The sequence below is a fragment of the Listeria farberi genome (assembly GCF_014229245.1).
Taxonomy (GTDB): domain Bacteria; phylum Bacillota; class Bacilli; order Lactobacillales; family Listeriaceae; genus Listeria; species Listeria farberi.
Genome location: NZ_JAARZJ010000010.1, coordinates 97,995 through 117,427, shown reverse-complemented (window position 1 = coordinate 117,427; position 19,433 = coordinate 97,995). Strand labels below are relative to the sequence as shown.

The window sequence follows — 19,433 nt, the reverse complement described above, 5'->3', positions numbered from 1 at the left end:
CGCAAGTCTGATTTGTTTTTTAGTATCACTCATCGAAAACAAAAACCCCAGAAAATTCTTCTAGGGCTTATCTATCAGTTATTAAAATAATTTCCGTCGACTACTTCAATTTGTTTTTCTTTCATATTGACGTTTTTAATTTTTACAAGTGAAACGTAATCATCTACTAAGCGCTCTTCTGCGTATTCAGATTCAACTAGAACACCAATACCAACTAAATGCGCATTGAATTCTTCTAACAAATTCTTCATTCCATTAATCGTCCCGCCAGCTTTCATGAAATCATCCACAATTACTACATTAGATCCTTCTGCTAAGCTACGTTTGGATAATTCCATTTTTTCGATTCGTTTAGATGAGCCTGAAACATAGTTAATGCTCACTGTAGAGCCTTCAGTAACCTTACTGTCTCGGCGCACAATAACGAAAGGTACACTTAGGTGCTCAGCTACAGCTTGTGCAATAGGGATACCTTTTGTTGCCACAGTCATAATAGCATCTATTTTTTGGTTGTTAAATTTGGTAGCTAAAATTTTACCAATCGCTTTAAGCGTCACTGGCTCCCCGAGTAAGTCTGACAGATACAAATACCCTCCTGGAAGTAGTCGGTTAGGTTCTGCGATTCGGTTACAGAGTGTATGCACAAAATCAAGCACATCGTCATTCCCCGCTATTGAAATATACTGCACTCCACCAGCAGCACCTGGCACTGTTTCAAGCGTTCCAATCCCTCTATCTTCAAACGTTTTCTTTATGATAACTAAATCTTCACTAATAGAAGACTTAGCTGAGCCATAACGTTCAGCAAACATCGTAAGTGGCACTAACTTTCGCGGATGCGATAATAGAAACTGTGTCATATCAATTAATCGTTCACTGCGACGAATCTTCATAATCTCTCTCCCTTTGATAAAATTCCGTATATTAAAAAGCTATTTCACGTATTTTGTCCGTATTTTCTCTATTATAAAACGTTTTCTATAAAATTGACAACTTTTATTCTTTTAAAGTATTAAAAAGCCTGCCAAATAAACATCTTTTGACAGGCCAATGCTTTTATAAATCACGGAAACTAATAATTTCTACTTCTTGTTGGCCTAAATATGCTTGTAATTCTCTGGAAGTTAGAATGGAAACTTCTTTGATGCGCGGCTCTACATAACTGGATATTTCTCGTAGCGTTTCATCGATATACGCTGGATGAGTCATCACTTCCACGACATCGTTTGTTCCGATATGCTCTTGTACTATTTTTTTAATTGTCTCAAAAGATACTCCATCTGCATAAAAAGATGTATCGAACAAATCTGGCGTTTTAATAGCGCCAAAATCAGACACATCCGAATGACGTCTAATACTTACACCATATTTTTCAGCTAATTTATGTTGAACTGGATAAATTAATGGTTCAATGGAATGGTGTGTATCAAAGTGAGAAATAGTGATTCCTGCTGCCAGAATTTTCTCGATTTGTGCTGTTAATTCACGCTCTACTTCTTCCATATCTACATCAGCTAAGCCAGACTCAAGTGCTGTATAGTTTTTGCGAAAACGTCCATTATCATCCGTTAGCGTTTCTAGACCTTGAAGCACCGGATAACCGAATGTAAGGGTCAAATGAGCACCAACATCCAATCCAGGATTTTCTTTCGCTACTTCTATAGCCAAATCAAAAGCCGGGCTATTAGCAAGAAGTGTAGTTGATTTTACGACACCTCGTTTGTACGATTCCAAAATACCATAAACTGCTCCTGGGCTAATTCCAAAGTCATCTGCATTAAAAATAATTTTCATTTGTCTAACCCCTCTCATCCATTAATTAATCGTGTCGTTTTCACTTTCACTCCACGGTCTAACCATATAAACTTCCTCACAAAAGCCTCGCAAGCCATTATAGACTCGTTTTGCTCTCGAATACTGTTTGATAAGCGCAAAAACTGTCGGGCCGCTACCACTCATTAGAGCCGCCTCAGCACCAAATGCTAACATCCGGTCCTTAATTCGCTTTACTTGCGGATTTTTTTCTAGTGTCACAGACTCTAATACATTTCCTGTTGAAGCAAAAATTCCGTCTAAATCACCATTTTTGATAGATTCAACCATTTTTTCTGTGTTAGGGTGTTCTACATTATCTACTTGTAATTCTTTATAAATCGTTGGTGTCGACACGCTAATGCTAGGTTTAGCTAGTACTATCCAACAACCAGGCATATTAGGCAACGCAGAGATTTTTTCTCCACGCCCAGTCGCAAGAGCAGTTCCACCATATACGCAAAAAGCTATGTCAGAGCCGATTTCGGAACTTATTTCTGCTATTTCTTCTATCGAAAGACCGAGCTCCCAAATGATATTTAAACCTTTGAGCGCTGCCGCAGCATCCGAACTCCCACCAGCTAATCCCGCTGAAACTGGAATGTGCTTATCAATTGTGATGCGCACTCCCATATTTATGTTAAACCGATTTTTTAAAAGGAGGGCCGCTTGATAAATCAAATTACGACGGTCTTCTGGAATAAAATGCGCTTTTACATCCAACACAATCTTATCCTCGTCTAAGCGTTCTAAGAATAATCTATCAGCAAGATCTATCGTTGTCATCACCATTTCCACCTCATGATAGCCATCTTCACGTTTGTATAGCGCATCAAGCGAAAGATTAATTTTAGCTGGTGCTGTTATGCTTATTTTCATTTTTCTTGGCCTCCGCGTTCAAAATCTCTTTTTCTATTCTATCATATGAAAGAAAAAATATGTAGCTAGCGGTCCAAAAGGGTTTCTATGGAAAGCAAAAACCGAACCACACTATACGGTTCGGTTACTTCAGCTTATTATAAAGCTAACTCTTTATTATCATCTGTAAATACAAGTTCTACTGCGTCTGTTAAGATATCCGTATAACTATAGGATACTCTTTCAAAGTTGTTTTCATCTTGATCAAGCTCCACAATGAAAACGGATGGATATGTTTCAGCTAGGATACCGCAACGTTCAATCGTTTTCTTACGACCACCGTTTGCTTTCAATGTCAATGCTTTACCTAATCTAGAATCTAAATTCGTCTTAATGCTTGCAATGGTTTTTGGCATTTATTTTCCACCTCACTAATATCTATTATAGCACAGATGAGGCTCGAAATCAATAACCAAATATTTTAACAGTTAGAAGGGTTAGCTGTCAACTATGAAAGCGCTCTTTTTGAAAAAAATTATTTTTCTGCGAGGAAATCAGCAAGAAAGTTACTTAATTTAGCAAATTCTGGTATATCAAGCGTTTCTCCGCGTCTTATTAAGTCTATACCAATTGCATTTAAACCTTCTACCAACTCTTCTTTACGAGGTTTTAAAGCCGGAAACTTGGATGCTAAATTATTCCATAATGTTTTTCTTCTTTGGGCAAAAGAAGCCCTTGTAACTTCAAAGAAAAACTCTTCGTCGTTTACTTTTGCTAATGGTTCTTTGCGGCGTTTTAAATGAATGACGGCAGAATCGACATTAGGTTGCGGCATAAAGACAGTTTTCGGAACAATAAAGGCTAATTCTGCCTCCATGTAAAATTGGATAGCAATTGTTAAGCTGCCGTAACTCTTCGTGCTTGGAACAGCACTAATTCGGTCAGCAACTTCTTTTTGCAACATAAAAGTCATCGAGTCTGCTGGGATATTATCATGAAGTAATTTTAAAATAATAGGGGTAGTTACATAATAAGGCAGATTTGCCACAATTTTAAGAGGCAGTTCAGGTTTCGCAAATTGTTCAGTGATTACTTCAGCAACATCGGCTTTAAGCACATCATTATGGACAACGCGAACATTATCGTAGTTACTAAGTGTATCATCCAGAATGGGTAACAAACGTTGGTCAATTTCGAACGCAACGACTTCATTCGCTGTTTTGGCAAGTTGCTCGGTTAGCGCACCGATTCCTGGTCCGATTTCGATGACGTTCGTTTCTTTCGTGATTTCAGCTGTATCAGTAATCCGCGTCAAAATATTGCTGTCGATAAGAAAATTTTGACCAAGACTTTTTTTAAATAAAAAACCATATTTTTTTAAAATTTCCGTTGTTCTTCCGGGAGTTGCAATATCTTTACTCATTTTCTTCCTCCTGCATAATCATTTGGCATGCGGCTACTAATCGTTCTTCACTAATGGCAAATGATTCCAACCTTGTTTGCAATTGTTTTCCATTCGTATAACCGATTTTTAATATATTGCCGATTTTTTCTCTACGTTCTTTTGCTCCAACTCCACCTAAAAGCCCTAAGTTAATAAGGATTTCTTTGGAGATATATTGTTTTTCTGTTGGATTGCCACTTGTATGAAAGTGCTCTAAAGCTTCTCTAATATGGGCACTACTCGCATGTTCTACCCCGAGACCACGTCCGGCTTTTGGCAAAGCGTCTTGTCGATTAATAAACGCATGCTTACATCCGGGCACCGCAGAATCAATTTGTTTTCTAATTTTCTCACCTGGAAAATCTGGATCTGTAAAAATAATAACTCCTCGTAGTTCTTGAGCGTGTCTAATTTTTTCAATTGTTTCTTGTGAAAGTGCTGAGCCATTGGTTTCGATAGTATCTGCAATAACTGAACGATTGATTGCAGTTGTATCGTCACGTCCTTCTACAACTATAAACTCATGTATTACAGGCTTCACGCTCATATTGATAACATCCTTTTTTATAAAATAAGTAAATACATCATACCACATTTTGGGCAAAGAAAAAACGAGGCCCTATGAGTCAGCCTCGTTTTTATACGAAATTAGTTTAACACTTTTACTGTTACCATTCTTCTGCCCCATGAGTAACATTGGCTTTCATTTGGGAAATAAACGTCAACGATATTTCCTTTGATAACACCGCCAGTATCTCCAGCAATTGCTTCACCGTAACCTTCAACCCATACTTTAGAACCTAATGGGATAACGTTTGGATCAACTGCAATTACTTTCATTCCAGGGTTCGCACTTAAGTTAATACCATAAGCTGTCGTACCACCACCTGAATAGGCTGTTGATTCCATACGATATGTTTTACCCCCTGAAGGAGTGGATGACACAGATGAAGCTTTAGTAGTGCTTGCTTTTGAAGATGAAGCATTTGCAATTGGTGACACTTTTGCTTTTTCTTTTGTGCCACGTACAACTATTTTATCTGTCTTTTTAGAAGTAACATTTTCTTTAATGACATCACGTTTAGTTTCTTTGTCATTTTCAAAAGTTACATTATACTCGACAACTTTTTCACCATTTTTACCTTCTTGAACGACTTTTTCAACGCCTTTATTTAGGCTATCGTCTTCTTTATAAACTGTTTCAAATTTGATTTGTTCATTTTTCTTTTCTGCTTTTGAATTGACGTATGTAACTTGTACAGTCATTTTTTCCTTTAAGTTACTGTCTTTAGCAGGAGATACACGGTCATCTTTATCTAGTTTGATGTTTTTCTCAGCAAGTAAATCATTAACTTTTGTTTTAGTTGTCCATACTGTATCTTTTTTTGTTCCGTTTTGTAAGGAAAGTTCAATGGCACGGTTAATGTTAACCTCTAGACCATTTTTTAATTTAGTATCTAATGCAACATTTAATACATCTTGCGGACGAGTAGTAATATTTTCATCTTTAAGTAAGTCTGCTACGTTTGTTTTTGTGCTCCAAACGTTTTTCTTTGTACCATTATCATTTATTGTAACTTGACGAGCTGGAAGATATTTGATTTCCATACCGTCTTTAATTTCCGCATTTTTTCCTGGCGCAATTTCATCATGTTCGCTAACTTTAATTCCTGCTTCGTCTAATGCTTCAGAAACTGTTTTAGCGTGTGTTCTTGATTCAATTTTTTCACCAGCGTTTACTATAGTGATATCGTTTTTAGTTCCTTCGAAAACGAAATAAAAAACCAATGCTACTACAATAACAAATCCTGCAATCATGATTGGTAATTTCCATTTTGATGATTGGGCTACGTTACTGCTGTTTTCCATGGTCATGTATTTCTCCCCTTTCTACTTCGCTAGTGATTATATACAGGGGACTAAAGAACTGTCAATTTTTTCTACGGTTTGTTCACAACTTCTCAAACCAAAAGAAAAAACGTTGATATGAAGCCATTTGTAAATATAAAAACTTGTTAAAGTGTCAAATGTAACAGAAATGTGTCATTTTTCTACGCCTCTGGTCGTAGGCATGAAATAAGGGTTTTTGTCCAAGTAGTAATTTTTATCTTCTAAAAGCTTAAGATTGGGTTACAGACTCGGCCTTATATTACATTTATATTACAATCAGTCTTTAATTTTAAAAAGCCTTTTTGCGTTATTGGTTGAGTGCGTAGCGATTTCGCTATATTTCATTTCTTTCAGTTCGGCAATTTTTTCGGCAACCAACTTGACGTATCCTGGTTCATTTCTTTTTCCGCGATTTGGGGTTGGAGCGAGATACGGCGCGTCAGTTTCAATTAATAAACGGTCAATTGGTATAGCTTGGGCTGCAATTTTTGGCAGTTTTGCATTTTTAAAAGTGACGGTTCCACCGAATGAAATGTAAAAATTCATCGCCAGACATGCTTCCATTACTTCAACAGTTTCACCAAAGCAATGCATAATTCCACCTACTTCTTCGGCGTGTTCTTCTTGCAAAATACGAACAACATCTTCTGTTGCTTCACGGTTATGGATGACTATCGGTAAATTCACTTCTTTGGCTAAACGGATTTGTTTTCTAAATACCTCGAATTGCGTTTCTTTTGGTGAAGTATCCCAGTGATAATCTAACCCCATTTCTCCTAAAGCAACTACTTTCGGGTGGGTAAGTGCTAAATCACGGAGCCATTCTAAATTTTCGTCTGTGAAGGTAATAGCGTCTGTGGGGTGCCAGCCGATGATTAAGGAGATAAAATCATATTTCTCGGCTAATTCAAGCGCTCGGTCAATTGTTTCTTTATTAAAGCCCACAACAGCCATACGGATCACATCGTTTTCCTGTGCGCGCTTTATTACTTCTTCTATATCATCGTCAAATGCCTCGTCATTCAGGTGTACATGCGTATCAAATAGCAAGAGAATTCCTCCTAATAAAATCATTTCCTTCTATTATACTATAATTTTTTGTGCATACAAAAAAAGCCACCTAAATAAAAGGTGGCTTTTACAATTATTTAATTAATTTGATAAACGATTGCTTCATAAGGTCGTAAAGTTCCTTCTATGAATTAAGTAAGTATAGTTACATTATATTGTAATCGTTTGCATTATGCAATCTTTTTTTAAAAGTTTTTTTCGATATAAAAATGAACCCTAACTCCAGCGAATTAGGGTTCGTTTTTATTATTTTACTTTCGCGCCATTTGGAAGTGCGCTATTTGCTTCAATTACGCTTAGTTTTCCATCTTTTTCTCCTGAGAGAATCATGCCTTCACTCATTAGTCCGCGAAGTTTTACAGGTTTTAAGTTAGAAACAACGATAACTTTTTTGCCAATTAACTCTTCTGGTTGGTAGAATTCTGCAATACCTGAAAGAACTTGGCGTAGTTTACCTTCACCTAAGTCTAATTGGAAACAAAGAAGTTTATCTGCTTTTTTCACTTTGTCTACTTGTTTTACTTCTGCAACCCGAAGATCGATTTTGTCGAAATCTTCAATACCAATTTGCGGGGTTTCAAGTGCTTCCACTTCTGCAACTTCTTCAGCAGGAGCTGGTGCAGAGCCTTTCATTTCATCTTGAATATAAGTAACTTCGACTTCTGCATCGAGTCTTGGGAAAATTGGCGTACCTTTTTTTACTACAGTTGTGCCTTCAGGAATTTCGCCGTAGCCATAGATGCTATCCCATTTCTTCAAGTTTTCTTCTTGCAAGCCTAGTTGTAAGAAGATTTCACCAGGAGTTCTGGTTAGGAATGGTTGTAATAGAACTGCGATGATACGTAAGTTTTCAGCTAAATGTGTCATTACGCTTGCTAATTCTGTGCGCTTATCTTCATCTTTAGCTAGTGCCCATGGAGCAGTTTCATCGATATATTTGTTTGTACGAGAAATTAATGACCACAGTTGGTTTAATGCTACAGAAAACTGCATATGATCCATACTGCCTTCGTATTCTTTCACAACATTATTTTTGAAGTCTACTAATGTTTGATCGAATTCTGTTACATTACCTTGATAAACTGGAATTTCACCATCAAAGTATTTATTAATCATTGCAACTGTACGATTAAGTAAGTTCCCTAAGTCATTAGCAAGATCATAGTTTACGCGGTCAACAAAGTCTTCCGGTGTAAATAAACCATCTGAACCAAATGGAACTTCACGTAATAAATAGTAACGAAGCGCATCTAATCCGTAGCGGTCAATCAACATATAAGGATCTACTACATTCCCTTTGGATTTCGACATTTTACCATCTTTCATTAGAATCCAGCCATGGCCAAACACCATTTTTGGAAGCGGTAAATCAAGTGCCATCAACATAATTGGCCAATAAATCGTGTGGAAACGAACAATTTCTTTTCCAACGATTTGTACATCAGCAGGCCAGTATTTTTGGAATTTTGTATCATTGTCGGTGTTATATCCGAGCGCAGTAATATAGTTAGAAAGCGCATCAATCCAAACATAAACAACATGTTTTGGATTACCAGGAACTTTAATACCCCAGTCAAAAGTAGTTCTAGATACTGCTAAATCTTCTAAACCGGGCTTAATGAAATTATTAATCATTTCATTTTTTCTGGATTCAGGAAGGATAAATTCTGGATGAGAATTATAATATTCTACTAGACGGTCCGCGTATTTGCTCATGCGGAAAAAGTAAGATTCTTCTTTAACAAGCTCGACTTCATTACCACTTGGGGCTTTTCCACCGATTACTTTACCATTTTCATCTTTATATACTTCTTCTAATTGTGTTTCTGTAAAGTATTCTTCATCAGAAACAGAGTACCAGCCTTCGTATTCACCTAAGTAAATGTCGCCTTGCTCTAATAGTTGTTCAAAGATTTTCTCTACGGATGTTTTATGACGGTCTTGTGTTGTACGAATAAAATCAGTATTAGAAATTTCCAGTTTTTTCCAAAGTTCTTGGAAACCTTCTGCGATTTCATCCACGTATTCTTGTTCAGAAATTCCGCGTTCTTTCGCTTTCGCTTGGATTTTTTGACCGTGCTCATCTGTTCCAGTTAAGTAAAACACATCATATCCTTTTAAGCGTTTATAACGAGCCATCGCGTCCCCCGCAACAGTCGTATAAGCATGACCGATATGCGCTTTTCCGCTTGGATAATAGATTGGTGTGGTAATATAAAACGTATTTTTCTCTTCAGGCAACACAATTCCCTCCTTAAAAATAAAACAATTAGTATCATTATATCATTTTTCGTGTTAAACGAAATAATTAATTAAGCCCCTTTTGCGACGCCAATTAAAATACCTCCGAAAACGACTAAAATTACCCCAACAATCACATAAAACATTTCTTTTCTTGTTTTCTTTTCTTTTAATAGTACAATCCCGCCAATTGTAGAGATAACCACTCCTAATTGTGAAAGTGAAAACCCCGTCGCAACCCCCACAAGTTGATTTGCGTGAACCATCGCAACATTCCCAGCTGCCCAGATTACTCCTGGAATAGTAAGTAAGAGCGTTCGTTTATTGAAACGTTTTTCCGTACCACCACTATGTGTCATAATTAGCGCACTTAAAACCATCCCAATTGCTTGCGGCAAAATCGCATTAATTCCATCAATTTTGAAACCTTGTATAAGAACAACTAAGCCAACATAACCACAAGCAGAAATGAATAATGTGATTAAACCTTGTTTTAACGTACTAACGCCATCTTCTTCTTTTTCAGCATAAGATGTTAAGAAAATACCACCAACAATCAGTGCTAGTGCGATAAATCCTAAAATAATTCGCAGCGCCGTATCCCACTCATGAAATAAGATTACACCACAAAGAGTTGTTCCGACTAATTGCATTCCTGTTGAAATCGGCATAGCTTTTGAAACACCAATAATTTTGAAAGCTCTTAGTTGGAACATCTGACCCACAGTCCATAGACACCCTGTTATAAAACTAATCCCCACCGTTTTAAGTGTATATACCGGATCTGTAAAGAAGAAAACGATTATTGCAAAACTTAGCGCTCCTAATGTCATCCCTATTGTTTGTTGTCTCGTTGAACCACCAAATTTTGTAATAATAAGTGGTACTGTTCCCCATAGTAGCGCAGGAATCAGCGCAATCATAATGTTCAAATCGTTTTCCTCCTTGTTTGCCGTTAAATTTAGTTTTCAATTACTTTATTATATCTGAAATAACAGGAAGATGATAGAGGGTTTCAGAGTAAAAAACACTTATCTAGAACGAAGTAACCAAGTATTTCTCCCTCTTTTTATGATTCTCATTAGTCATATTTTAGACAAATAATGAGCTGGTAATACTACTATTATTAAACTATCCCTCTAAATTTAAGTGCTACAATAATAATATATAAAGTCCATTATTAGGAAAGAGGTTATTTTAAAAATGTTTACTAAGAAAAAAACCATCACCAGCCTCATTATTTTAGGCTCTCTTGCTGGCCAAATAGCGATTACACCCATTTCTGCCCAGGCTGATACTAACCGTACAAATAATATTTCCTTACTACAAAATATAAGCGAAAACGTGAATGTTCCATATAAATATACAACTACTCTTACTATGCCTGATTTAACTGGGCAAACTCCAGAAAACTATCAATTTGAAATAAAATTAGTACTTCCTACTGGTATGGATTATACGAATTTGCATATTTTTGTAGGCGAGGAAGATATTACTGATCAAACTGGTACAACTAACTATGATAAGGAAACTAATTCTATTACCTATAAGTTTGATAAAGTCACTAGTTGGGACAGTTTATCAAAATCGAAAATAAAAATGGAATGGAAAACTTCTTATTCAGGTGAAGGCGGAGAAGCAAATATTGATTCCTTGCTCGCGACATTGACTGCTACAAGCAAAGACAGGGCTAACAACGAAACGACAACTCGTGGAACTTTAAAGCCAAAAGACATTAATGCTCCTATTGTTTCAGCAGATAAAACGGATATCTCTTACAGTCCAGGAAGTAACATTACAGAAGAACAATTTTTAACCGATATTAATGCAAGTGTTACTGATAATTATGATTCTACTGTCAGTCTAACAAGCAATTTTTCTTCTGCAGTTGACCTATTAGTTGCTGGTAATTATTCTGTGAATGTGCAAGCAACAGACAGAGCTGGTAACGTATCAAACACAATCAATGTCAAAGTGCACATCGCTAATCCTACACCTGTAGCTGGAGCAGAAGTAACTGTTAATTACCTTGATAGTGCTGGAAATAAACTAGCAGAATCAGATACATTAACCGGAATTATAGATAGCGATTATCAGTCAACTAGCAAAAAAATCTCTGGTTATTCTTTAGAAAGCACACCCGAAAATGCAATGGGTACTTTTACTGACACTGCTCAGACGGTTAATTATATTTATAAAAAGGATATTGTAAACTCTACGCCGGTGGTTGAAAATTCAGTTACTCCGGTAGTAAAAAAATCAGCTGTAACAAAGCCTACTGAAAAGGTAACTGTACCTATAAAAGAAAGTGTTCCGCATACTTCTACTACTTCTTCAGAAAAGAAAACAACCCATACATCTCTACCAACAACTGGCGATACTAATCAAAGCATCTTCGCTAAAATTTTGGGCGGTTTGCTTATTCTAATAAGTACTCCACTTCTATTCTTTAAAAAGAAATAAAAAAAATCACCCAGTAAAATTTTTTACTGGGTGATTTTTTATTTTGATTAATTATTTTTTTTAATTTTAGAAGTTGTTAATCCAGCTAACATGAGCACTCCCATAAATACGAAGATCAAATCGGTAGTATCACCAGTTTTTGGAAGTTTTATAGGATTTTGATTGGTTGGTAAATGTGCTTTTAAATCCTTTCCAATTTCTTTAGTTGAAGTTTTTTCAAGTGTTAAAGCTGACTTTTCTTTTGGCTTATAGCTTGGTACATATTTAGCTATTGTTTCGTTTAATTCATCTGTAATCGTATTACTTAAGCTTTTTTCACTATTGTTACTTTCACTATTGCTGCTATCACTGTGTTCAGTAGTGGGTTCTGCTACTTTAGCTTCTGATACTTTTACAGTAACAATTGTTTCTGAACGATTTCCAGATAAATCTTCTGTAAAAATCATTGCTTTATAGCTACCCGGTTTAGAAGTATCAACTTCGGAAAAATCTACATGTATACTTAATTCTTCATCGTAGTTATCTGTCGCTGTAATTCCTGCTTCGGTAATGACTAGTTCATCTGTAATTTTACTATCTTTCGCAACGGTTATTTCCGAATTATCGACTTGAATAACAGGTTTTTCAGTATCAACAATTTTGATGGTAATTTTAATAGGGTCTGCCGAAGCACCACTTTTACTTTTAGCAGTTATGAAAGCTTCATAAGTTCCTAATTTATTAGTATCTACTTCATTTATATCCACATCCATCTTAATATCATTATCGTAAGCATCAGTAACATTTGCTCCAGATTTAGCAAGAAGCAATTCACTAGTTAATTCTGTGCCAACTTCCAATGAAAGTTCACTATTAGCAACTGTTACTTGTGGTTTTTGAATGTCATTAATATGCACTACAACAGAAACAGCCTCCGCTTCTAAACCATAACTATTTGTTGCTTGTAGCGTAACTGTATAATCACCTGGTGTTGTAAAGTCGACTACTTCCTTATAGTCACTAGTAATTTGCGCATTTTCAGAAGCAGATGCATGAATATCCCGTAAAAATGTTGCTTCGTCTACTGCGTTTACTGGATTATAAGAAATGTTCTTATCAGCGGAAATAACTGGTAAAGCTTTTACTTCCACCGGTTGGTTCACTGTACCAGTGTATTTTCCGGTAATTGTCGAGCTATTAATCACTTCGTCAAACGTATAGGAAACTTTAGATAGATCTGTTAAATTTTCTCTTGACCAAATGATGTTTTGATTTGAATAGGTTCCATTGTTAGAAATCGTTTTTGGCGTAACTATTTTTCCCGCTAAGTTTTCAATCTTATTCGAGATAGTTAAGTTTTTTGCTGCTATCGTTTTTGGAAGTGTAATTGATTGTTTTTCAGCATTTATCGTTTTAAGGCTGGATAAATTAGCTAGTTTAGCTGTTTCAAGTTTGTCTATTTTATTATTTCTTACATTAAGTGAAGTCAGTACAGGAAGATTATTAAGTTGTGGTAATTTAGTAAGCTCATTACTGCTAAAATCCATGCTCGTAACGGCTGAAAGATTTTCTATGTTTATGGTGTCACTATCTAAATAATTACCACTAATATCAACTCTTGTAATTTTTGGTAAGTTGCTTAATGTTATACTTTCGAGCTCGCCCCAGTCAATTGTAACAGCAGCAGCAACTCTACCTATACTGTCTAAGCTCTCTAGATTTTTTAAAGTTAAACTCTGTACTTCCAACTCATTAATATATAAATTTGTTAGCTTAGGTTGATTTTCAATATCTAATTCTGTGATGTGGTTACCTCTTAAATCCAAGGTAATTATTGCTGATGCAGGGTTTGTTAGGTGCAAAGTTGAGGTTATTTCATTATTTGCTGCATTTATAGATTCGAGCTTAGGCATACTTACTAATTGGTTTATATTCGTTAAGTTATTAGAACTTAGGTTTATTGATTGTAAGTTTGTTAAGTGTTCTATTCCTGCAAGGTTAGAGATATTCTTGTTAGAAGCATCTAAGTTTGTAATACTTTGCAACTGGCTTTCAGTTACTCCTACATTTATATCTTCACTACCAGTAATTGTTTTAGCAATTATTTTGGCTAAATTAGCATCAGGGAAAAAAGTAGCATACGTATTTTCATTTGTGGAATTTGTGGAGTTTGATGTTAATTTATCACTTTTAACTACTTTAGATTCAGTAGGGGGAGTTGGGATAGGTTCCTCATTGATCGGCTCTTGTTCCTCTTCTATTTGATTATCAGTTGAGCTATTAGATTTATTATCGTTATTCTCTAAGTTACTGTTTACCTCTTGTTCAGTAATAGCTTCCTTAGTTATAGTTTCCTCCGCACTGGCATAAATACTTGGACTAACTAGACTAAAACACAAAGCAAGAGAGACAGCAGTAGTTAACTTCCTCATTTTCGTTTCCTCCAGATTGTCATTAATATTATTTAACACTACTTATAATAACAGACTTCACAAAGATTTTTTTCTATTTTTAGTATCAATAAAAGAGAGTAACCGCTGTATCTATGTCTTTTTAATGAACAAATGGCGCAAAATGAAATCATATATATTAAAAAAGTATATTGAGAATATAAAATGTATAAGAATCACTTTCTCAAAAAAAACTAAGCATGTAGATACCTTTATTAAAGGCATCTACATGCTTAGAATTTATTAACTGATTAATTTATTGTACTTCAAGTGGTGGTAAAAATACTTTTCCTTCTAATACTTCTTTTTTTGGAACATATAAGCGGAAGTTTAACGAGAAATTTTTGCCAGCTTTACTTGGTAACCAGTTACCTGGGTTAATATCTGCTGGTTTTTCAGCTGCGATATAAAGGGTTAGACTTCCATCATCATTTGTTTTAGGTCCAGTATAATCATTGATGCTAAATTTATTTAAATCATTCGGAATAACATGATAGTCTGGGACCCCGTAAAGTGTAACGGACCAGAAAGCTTCTGCTAAACTATTTGGAAGTTGTTCTTTCGGAAAATGAATTTTGTAGACTTTATCTCCATTTAGAAGCTCACCATCTGTACCTTTTTGACCAATGAAATATAAAGCTTCTTGGATAGAATTTGCCCAGATGCCTCCATAATTAATAATTGCTCGTGCTAAAATATCGTTTTCAAATGCTCCTGCCACATAAGTAACTGACCATCCGCCTTTTTGCGTTCCGAAACCTTTTGCCCCATCAGTAAAATAAGGAATAGCTTCTTTTATTATGAGGTTTCTTACTTCTGCTTTTTGCTCGTCTCCAAGCTCAATATAAGCTGCAACTTGTCTTGCTTTATCTTGAAATTCAGGTGCTTTAGGCATTTTATCAGGATAAGTTGCTAGTAATTCTTCTAAATTGGAATAGATTTCTTCTAACAAGAAATCTGCATTAGTGAAATGTGGGATTTCAAGTGGTTCTTTGATTTTTATATTATCTGGCGCGTCAAATTTGAATGCTTTTTGAAGTTTTACTGCACCATCTGGATCGTCTTTTTGTTCTACACGAAGAAGCACTTTCACTTTTTCTGATGGTAATTCGATTTTTACAGCATCACTTGGAATGGAAGGATTTGTTCCTTTTTTAACGAAAGCAAATTTTCCATATGGGTGATCCGGATAATTACGTTCATTGATATTTGTTACCACTTCACCCCAACCATCTAGAATTTGAACTGTGTAGTAACGGTTTTTAATTTCTGGTACTTCTAAAACAACAGCATTATCGTCGTCTACAGCAATCCAAGCCTCTGAATAAACCACGTCAAAGTTAGGATTTACAAAATTCGCGTCTGCTGGTGAGATCGAATTATGCTTAAGGGTGTTATATGGAATTTTATCTTCTTTTGTATCAAAATTTTCTTGACGTAAAACGAGATACCGCGATAATAAATAAACATAAGATTCTTTTACAAGTTCACCATTCACTTCTAATTTCGCATTCATTTTCAACATAACCACCTTTAGTTTAGATTAATTTAAGTATAGCATTATATCAAACCGGAAGCTCAGTCTTAGCTTTTAGCGATTCCTATCATCGTTCCACCGATAATAACTAAGATGACTCCGATAATGACCAGAATAAGTTCTTTCTTGGTTTTTTTCTCCCCTAGGAAAAGGATTCCTCCAATGGTCGAGATTACAACACCCATTTGTGAAAGTGAAAAACCTGTGGCAATCCCAACCAATTTGTTTGAGAAGAGTAAAGCCAAGTTACCAGTGGCCCACATGACCCCTGGAATCATATTTAACCATGTTTGTTTTGTAAAACGTTTTTCTTCAGACTTAATAGAGAATAATAATCCTGCGACTACCATACCGATTGCTTGAGGTAAAATCGCATCCCATCCACTAATATCAAACCAGCGAGTGATAACAACATATCCTACATAACCTACTGATGAAATAAGTAAAGTAACAATTCCTTTTTTCATATTTTGTCCAGAATTTTCGTCTTTATGTTGTTGATAACTCGTTAAAAATATCCCGATAATAATAAGTGCTAATGCGGAAAAACCTAGAATTAATTTAGATGTCGTTCCCCATTCGTGGAACGCAAAAACACCAAACAGTGAAGTACCGACTAATTGCATTCCTGTTGAAAGTGGCATTGTTTTAGAAACGCCCACTTGCGTAAAGGCCCGAAACTGATTCATTTGCCCTAAGCTCCAAAATGCCCCAGAAATAAAACTAGCAATAATAATTGTGGCTGTATATTCTGGATTTGTAAAAATAAAAACACCTATTGCGAAAGCTAGTGCCCCGAATGTTGTACCAATAATTTGTTGCCTCGGCTTACCACCAATTTTCGAAACAACTAATGGCATAATCCCCCACATTACTGCCGGGATTAATGCTATAACTATATTCATTTTTTATTCCCCCTAATTCTTCTGCTTATGGTCTATACCCTTTTCTTCTCGAATTCATTCCTATTATATTCATAATCTGTTAAAATGAATTAAAATTATCAAGAAGGTGAAAAAATGAAATCAACTGGAATGGTAAGAAAAATCGATGAGTTAGGTCGTGTCGTTATCCCAATTGAAATCAGACGGACAATGAATTTAAACGTAAAAGATTCTTTAGAAATTTTTACTGATGAAGATGCAATTATATTGAAAAAGTATTCTGCTGGTTTGGTTTGTGACATTACTGGTGAATTTTCTGTTGATAATAAAAAATTCGCAGATGGCAAATTGACACTCAGTAAAGAAGGTGCTGCGGAATTAATGGAAGAAATTAAACGCCGCTTTGGGGATACATTATAAAAAAATCATGCGCGAAGTCTTTTTTAAGGGCTCGCGCATGATTTTATTTTATTTCATGATAAGCAGAGTAAACTTCTCTTTTGGGTAGATTTCTCACTTTCATAACAGTTTTAATAGCATCTTTAGAACTAATATTTTCCTGTTCCATTACCGTGCTTACGTGTGATTTAATATCAAGTTCTTGCCACCATAGTTGCTCTTCTGCAAGTGGTGGATTGGCATTTCCTTCAATAATTAAGCAAAATTCACCGCGGATTTCTTCGTCCACTGCCCAGCTTAGCGCATCTTCAATTGTTCCTCGTAAAAACTCTTCAAATCGTTTTGTAAGTTCTCGACACAGAACTATTTTCCGGTCATTTCCAGTGATTTTAATAATCGCTTTTAAAGTTTCTTTTAAACGATGTGGTGATTCATATAAAATCCACGTTTCTTCGCGCGCCGCTAGTTTTTCAATCGCTTGGGTACGATCTTTGTTTTGGCGTGGAAGAAATCCGTAAAAATAAAATGGCTGGGGTGCTAGACCCGACGCAATCAGTGCAGTTAGAGCAGCATTAGCTCCTGGCAGTGGAATGACTGGAATATTAGCATTTAGCGCACTCTGAACAAGTTCGTATCCCGGGTCAGAAATAGACGGCATGCCAGCATCACTAACTAGCGCCACCACTTCGCCATCTATCATCCGCTGAATAATATTATCTTCTTTATTTTCTTTTGTAAATTGATGATAACTCGTCATTCGGGTCGTAATTTCAAAATGATTTAACAGTTTCACAGTATTTCGCGTGTCTTCCGCTGCAATAATGTCTGCTTCTTTAAGCATACGGATTGCACGGAATGTCATATCTTCTAAATTACCAATCGGTGTAGGCACTAAATACAATGCTCCTTGACTAGCACCGCTGAAACTTTTTTGACTTTTTATCATTTCGACTCTTCCTCCCGTTCGCTTAAGTAGCTGTCTTTATTTTTGCGCGATAGTTTTTTGAAAGCAGCTTCAGCTTTAGTGGCTTCACTTCTCGTTTCAAATTTTTCAAAATGGATGACTTTTACTGGGCGGCGTGTTTTAGTGTATTTGCATCTAATTCCCGCATTGTGCTCGGCTTCTCGGCGCGTTACATCCGTCGTATAGCCGCCATAATAAGAATTATCGCTACATTTTAGTACATAAAAGAAATGTTCATTCGCTTTCGCCATATAAAATCTCCTTAATAACCGGGGTATACTCACCTAACTCATCATATACGATAACAGGTGGAACATACTTCACGCCTGGCTTTCCGTCCTTGATGCCTTCTACGAGAACTGTATTTGCTTCTCGGTCGATTCGCGGATGGACAAGCTGGATACGTTTCGGTTCTAAGCGGTATTTTCTCATTAAATCAATAATATCTAGTAAGCGCTCCGGCCTGTGAACAAAATTCGCTTTACCACCTTGTTTTAAAAGGCTTGCGGCAACTCGAATTGTATCTTCTAGCGTACACATAATTTCGTGACGAGCGATACGGTAATGTTCGTTTTCATTTTTCAAGCTTGTAGACGGAGTGGCAAAATACGGTGGATTACACGTAACGATATCTGCACGTTCTTTTGGAATTAAATCAGTAATATTATTTAAATCGTATTCAATAATTTCAATTTGGTCTTCCAGTTGATTATAGAATACACTTCTTTTGGCCATGTCTGCAAGGCGCTCTTGAATTTCCACACCAACTATCTGTGCTTTTGTTCGTGTACTTAGTAACAAGGGAATAATACCATTTCCGCTACATAAATCAATTATTTTCCCTCTACGAATTGGTAAATAACTGAATTTTGCAAGGAGAACCGCATCTATTGAGAAAGAAAATACCGATGGACTTTGAATAATCCGCAAATTTTCTGCTAATAAATAATCGAGTCTTTCATCGCCTATTAATTTGAGTTTTTCCAAATGATTCACCTTTTCTAACAAAAAGCCCTTCTCCTGAATCGAGAAAGGCTCGTCATGTTATTTTTTATTGAGCAAGGACAGACAAAATAAACAATCTTCATCATTGCCACGCGGGCTGCCGAAATGTACATTGCAAACATGAAATCCTTCCTTGTAAAGTTGGACAAGATTGTCATAACCTTCCCCAAGTTCAATCATTTGCTGCATTGCTTCTTTCCGATTGGGCGCCATTACACCATGTTCAGCCTCTGTTTCGACTTTAAGTTCTGGTGTTGCTTCATCGGTCAAAGAAAGTCTGCGTCGCAAATGTTCATTTTCAAGGTTTAATCGGTTATTTTCTTCCAACATTTCGCCTAAGTTTGTCTTTAGATCTCCAAGTTGCTGATACAATTCGCCAATTTGCTCCTCCATATTACTGACTGAGTCAAAAATAGCTTTTTTATCCAATTTTTTC

The 19,433-nt window shown here is 36.0% G+C and carries 19 protein-coding genes; 2 read left to right on the top strand and 17 right to left on the bottom strand.

The window, feature by feature from the left end; genetic code table 11:
- Positions 1 to 74: 74 nt before the first annotated feature.
- The 10 genes from purR to HCB45_RS10375 all read right to left on the bottom strand — a co-directional run bounded on the left by purR (position 75) and on the right by HCB45_RS10375 (position 10,248).
- The gene (gene purR / locus HCB45_RS10420; protein ID WP_003759983.1) at positions 75 to 893 is read right to left on the bottom strand and encodes a pur operon repressor; all 819 of its coding nucleotides are present in this window, start codon (positions 891 to 893) and stop codon (positions 75 to 77) included.
- 163 nt (positions 894 to 1,056) lie between these two features.
- Complete coding sequence (gene chbG / locus HCB45_RS10415; protein ID WP_185319482.1) at positions 1,057 to 1,794, bottom strand: chitin disaccharide deacetylase; 738 nt, start codon at positions 1,792 to 1,794, stop codon at positions 1,057 to 1,059.
- A 21-nt stretch (positions 1,795 to 1,815) separates the two neighbouring features.
- Positions 1,816 to 2,691 carry a 4-(cytidine 5'-diphospho)-2-C-methyl-D-erythritol kinase gene (gene ispE / locus HCB45_RS10410; RefSeq protein ID WP_185319483.1) on the bottom strand — a complete coding sequence of 292 codons (876 nt, stop codon included), beginning with the start codon at positions 2,689 to 2,691 and terminating at the stop codon, positions 1,816 to 1,818.
- Between the two features lie 137 nt (positions 2,692 to 2,828).
- Complete coding sequence (gene veg, locus HCB45_RS10405) at positions 2,829 to 3,086, bottom strand: biofilm formation stimulator Veg (RefSeq protein WP_003718261.1); 258 nt, start codon at positions 3,084 to 3,086, stop codon at positions 2,829 to 2,831.
- Between the two features lie 119 nt (positions 3,087 to 3,205).
- Positions 3,206 to 4,093 carry a 16S rRNA (adenine(1518)-N(6)/adenine(1519)-N(6))-dimethyltransferase RsmA gene (rsmA, locus tag HCB45_RS10400; RefSeq protein ID WP_003772508.1) on the bottom strand — a complete coding sequence of 296 codons (888 nt, stop codon included), beginning with the start codon at positions 4,091 to 4,093 and terminating at the stop codon, positions 3,206 to 3,208.
- Positions 4,086 to 4,661: a ribonuclease M5 gene (gene rnmV / locus HCB45_RS10395; RefSeq protein WP_185319485.1), complete on the bottom strand. Its 576-nt coding sequence runs from the start codon at positions 4,659 to 4,661 to the stop codon at positions 4,086 to 4,088. Before rnmV ends, rsmA begins: the two co-directional genes overlap by 8 nt.
- A 101-nt stretch (positions 4,662 to 4,762) precedes the next feature.
- Positions 4,763 to 5,989 carry a resuscitation-promoting factor gene (locus tag HCB45_RS10390; RefSeq protein ID WP_185607997.1) on the bottom strand — a complete coding sequence of 409 codons (1,227 nt, stop codon included), beginning with the start codon at positions 5,987 to 5,989 and terminating at the stop codon, positions 4,763 to 4,765.
- Positions 5,990 to 6,280: 291 nt separating this feature from the next.
- Positions 6,281 to 7,054 (bottom strand): TatD family hydrolase, encoded by a 774-nt coding sequence (locus HCB45_RS10385; RefSeq protein ID WP_185619790.1) that lies wholly within the window; start codon positions 7,052 to 7,054, stop codon positions 6,281 to 6,283.
- Between the two features lie 267 nt (positions 7,055 to 7,321).
- A complete protein-coding gene (gene metG / locus HCB45_RS10380) occupies positions 7,322 to 9,322 on the bottom strand; it encodes a methionine--tRNA ligase (protein ID WP_311769038.1) in 2,001 nt (666 codons plus the stop codon).
- A 65-nt stretch (positions 9,323 to 9,387) separates the two neighbouring features.
- On the bottom strand, positions 9,388 to 10,248 hold the full coding sequence (locus HCB45_RS10375) for a GRP family sugar transporter (protein WP_185319489.1): 861 nt from the start codon (positions 10,246 to 10,248) through the stop codon (positions 9,388 to 9,390).
- 271 nt (positions 10,249 to 10,519) lie between these two features.
- Here HCB45_RS10375 and HCB45_RS10370 point away from each other — a divergent pair, with 271 nt between their 5' ends.
- Positions 10,520 to 11,779, top strand: a complete 1,260-nt coding sequence (locus HCB45_RS10370) for a MucBP domain-containing protein (protein WP_185619788.1) — start codon at positions 10,520 to 10,522, stop codon at positions 11,777 to 11,779.
- A 47-nt stretch (positions 11,780 to 11,826) separates the two neighbouring features.
- On the opposite strand, the gene HCB45_RS10365 is transcribed toward HCB45_RS10370, so the two are convergent.
- The 3 genes from HCB45_RS10365 to HCB45_RS10355 form a co-directional block, all read right to left on the bottom strand.
- A complete protein-coding gene (locus HCB45_RS10365) occupies positions 11,827 to 14,190 on the bottom strand; it encodes a LapB repeat-containing protein (protein ID WP_185619786.1) in 2,364 nt (787 codons plus the stop codon).
- Positions 14,191 to 14,464: 274 nt separating this feature from the next.
- Complete coding sequence (locus tag HCB45_RS10360) at positions 14,465 to 15,724, bottom strand: DUF1214 domain-containing protein (RefSeq protein WP_376740638.1); 1,260 nt, start codon at positions 15,722 to 15,724, stop codon at positions 14,465 to 14,467.
- Positions 15,725 to 15,792: 68 nt separating this feature from the next.
- Complete coding sequence (locus tag HCB45_RS10355; RefSeq protein WP_003759931.1) at positions 15,793 to 16,650, bottom strand: GRP family sugar transporter; 858 nt, start codon at positions 16,648 to 16,650, stop codon at positions 15,793 to 15,795.
- Between the two features lie 114 nt (positions 16,651 to 16,764).
- Between HCB45_RS10355 and HCB45_RS10350 the strand changes: the two genes are divergently transcribed.
- Positions 16,765 to 17,049: a transcriptional regulator AbrB family protein gene (locus tag HCB45_RS10350; RefSeq protein WP_185319492.1), complete on the top strand. Its 285-nt coding sequence runs from the start codon at positions 16,765 to 16,767 to the stop codon at positions 17,047 to 17,049.
- A gap of 43 nt (positions 17,050 to 17,092) precedes the next feature.
- On the opposite strand, the gene rsmI is transcribed toward HCB45_RS10350, so the two are convergent.
- The 4 genes from rsmI to yabA are packed head-to-tail and all read right to left on the bottom strand — an operon-like array spanning position 17,093 to position 19,426.
- Positions 17,093 to 17,974: a 16S rRNA (cytidine(1402)-2'-O)-methyltransferase gene (gene rsmI / locus HCB45_RS10345; protein WP_185607994.1), complete on the bottom strand. Its 882-nt coding sequence runs from the start codon at positions 17,972 to 17,974 to the stop codon at positions 17,093 to 17,095.
- Positions 17,971 to 18,243, bottom strand: a complete 273-nt coding sequence (locus tag HCB45_RS10340) for a GIY-YIG nuclease family protein (protein ID WP_003759922.1) — start codon at positions 18,241 to 18,243, stop codon at positions 17,971 to 17,973. The genes rsmI and HCB45_RS10340 overlap by 4 nt, the downstream gene beginning before the upstream one ends.
- The gene (locus HCB45_RS10335) at positions 18,227 to 18,979 is read right to left on the bottom strand and encodes a tRNA1(Val) (adenine(37)-N6)-methyltransferase (protein ID WP_185319811.1); all 753 of its coding nucleotides are present in this window, start codon (positions 18,977 to 18,979) and stop codon (positions 18,227 to 18,229) included. The genes HCB45_RS10340 and HCB45_RS10335 overlap by 17 nt, the downstream gene beginning before the upstream one ends.
- 57 nt (positions 18,980 to 19,036) lie before the next feature.
- Entirely contained in the window at positions 19,037 to 19,426 is a 390-nt protein-coding gene (gene yabA, locus HCB45_RS10330; RefSeq protein ID WP_185319494.1) for a DNA replication initiation control protein YabA, read from the bottom strand.
- Positions 19,427 to 19,433: the final 7 nt, after the last annotated feature.

Excerpts from the sequence above, each read along its gene's own strand:
- purR (WP_003759983.1), bottom strand. The coding sequence starts at position 893 with ATGAAGATTCGTCGCAGTGAACGATTAATTGATATGACACAGTTTCTA.
- chbG (WP_185319482.1), bottom strand. The coding sequence starts at position 1,794 with ATGAAAATTATTTTTAATGCAGATGACTTTGGAATTAGCCCAGGAGCA.
- ispE (WP_185319483.1), bottom strand. The coding sequence starts at position 2,691 with ATGAAAATAAGCATAACAGCACCAGCTAAAATTAATCTTTCGCTTGAT.
- veg (WP_003718261.1), bottom strand. The coding sequence starts at position 3,086 with ATGCCAAAAACCATTGCAAGCATTAAGACGAATTTAGATTCTAGATTA.
- rsmA (WP_003772508.1), bottom strand. The coding sequence starts at position 4,093 with ATGAGTAAAGATATTGCAACTCCCGGAAGAACAACGGAAATTTTAAAA.
- rnmV (WP_185319485.1), bottom strand. The coding sequence starts at position 4,661 with ATGAGCGTGAAGCCTGTAATACATGAGTTTATAGTTGTAGAAGGACGT.
- HCB45_RS10390 (WP_185607997.1), bottom strand. The coding sequence starts at position 5,989 with ATGACCATGGAAAACAGCAGTAACGTAGCCCAATCATCAAAATGGAAA.
- HCB45_RS10370 (WP_185619788.1), top strand. The coding sequence starts at position 10,520 with ATGTTTACTAAGAAAAAAACCATCACCAGCCTCATTATTTTAGGCTCT.
- HCB45_RS10365 (WP_185619786.1), bottom strand. The coding sequence starts at position 14,190 with ATGAGGAAGTTAACTACTGCTGTCTCTCTTGCTTTGTGTTTTAGTCTA.
- HCB45_RS10360 (WP_376740638.1), bottom strand. The coding sequence starts at position 15,724 with ATGAATGCGAAATTAGAAGTGAATGGTGAACTTGTAAAAGAATCTTAT.
- HCB45_RS10355 (WP_003759931.1), bottom strand. The coding sequence starts at position 16,650 with ATGAATATAGTTATAGCATTAATCCCGGCAGTAATGTGGGGGATTATG.
- HCB45_RS10350 (WP_185319492.1), top strand. The coding sequence starts at position 16,765 with ATGAAATCAACTGGAATGGTAAGAAAAATCGATGAGTTAGGTCGTGTC.
- rsmI (WP_185607994.1), bottom strand. The coding sequence starts at position 17,974 with ATGATAAAAAGTCAAAAAAGTTTCAGCGGTGCTAGTCAAGGAGCATTG.
- HCB45_RS10340 (WP_003759922.1), bottom strand. The coding sequence starts at position 18,243 with ATGGCGAAAGCGAATGAACATTTCTTTTATGTACTAAAATGTAGCGAT.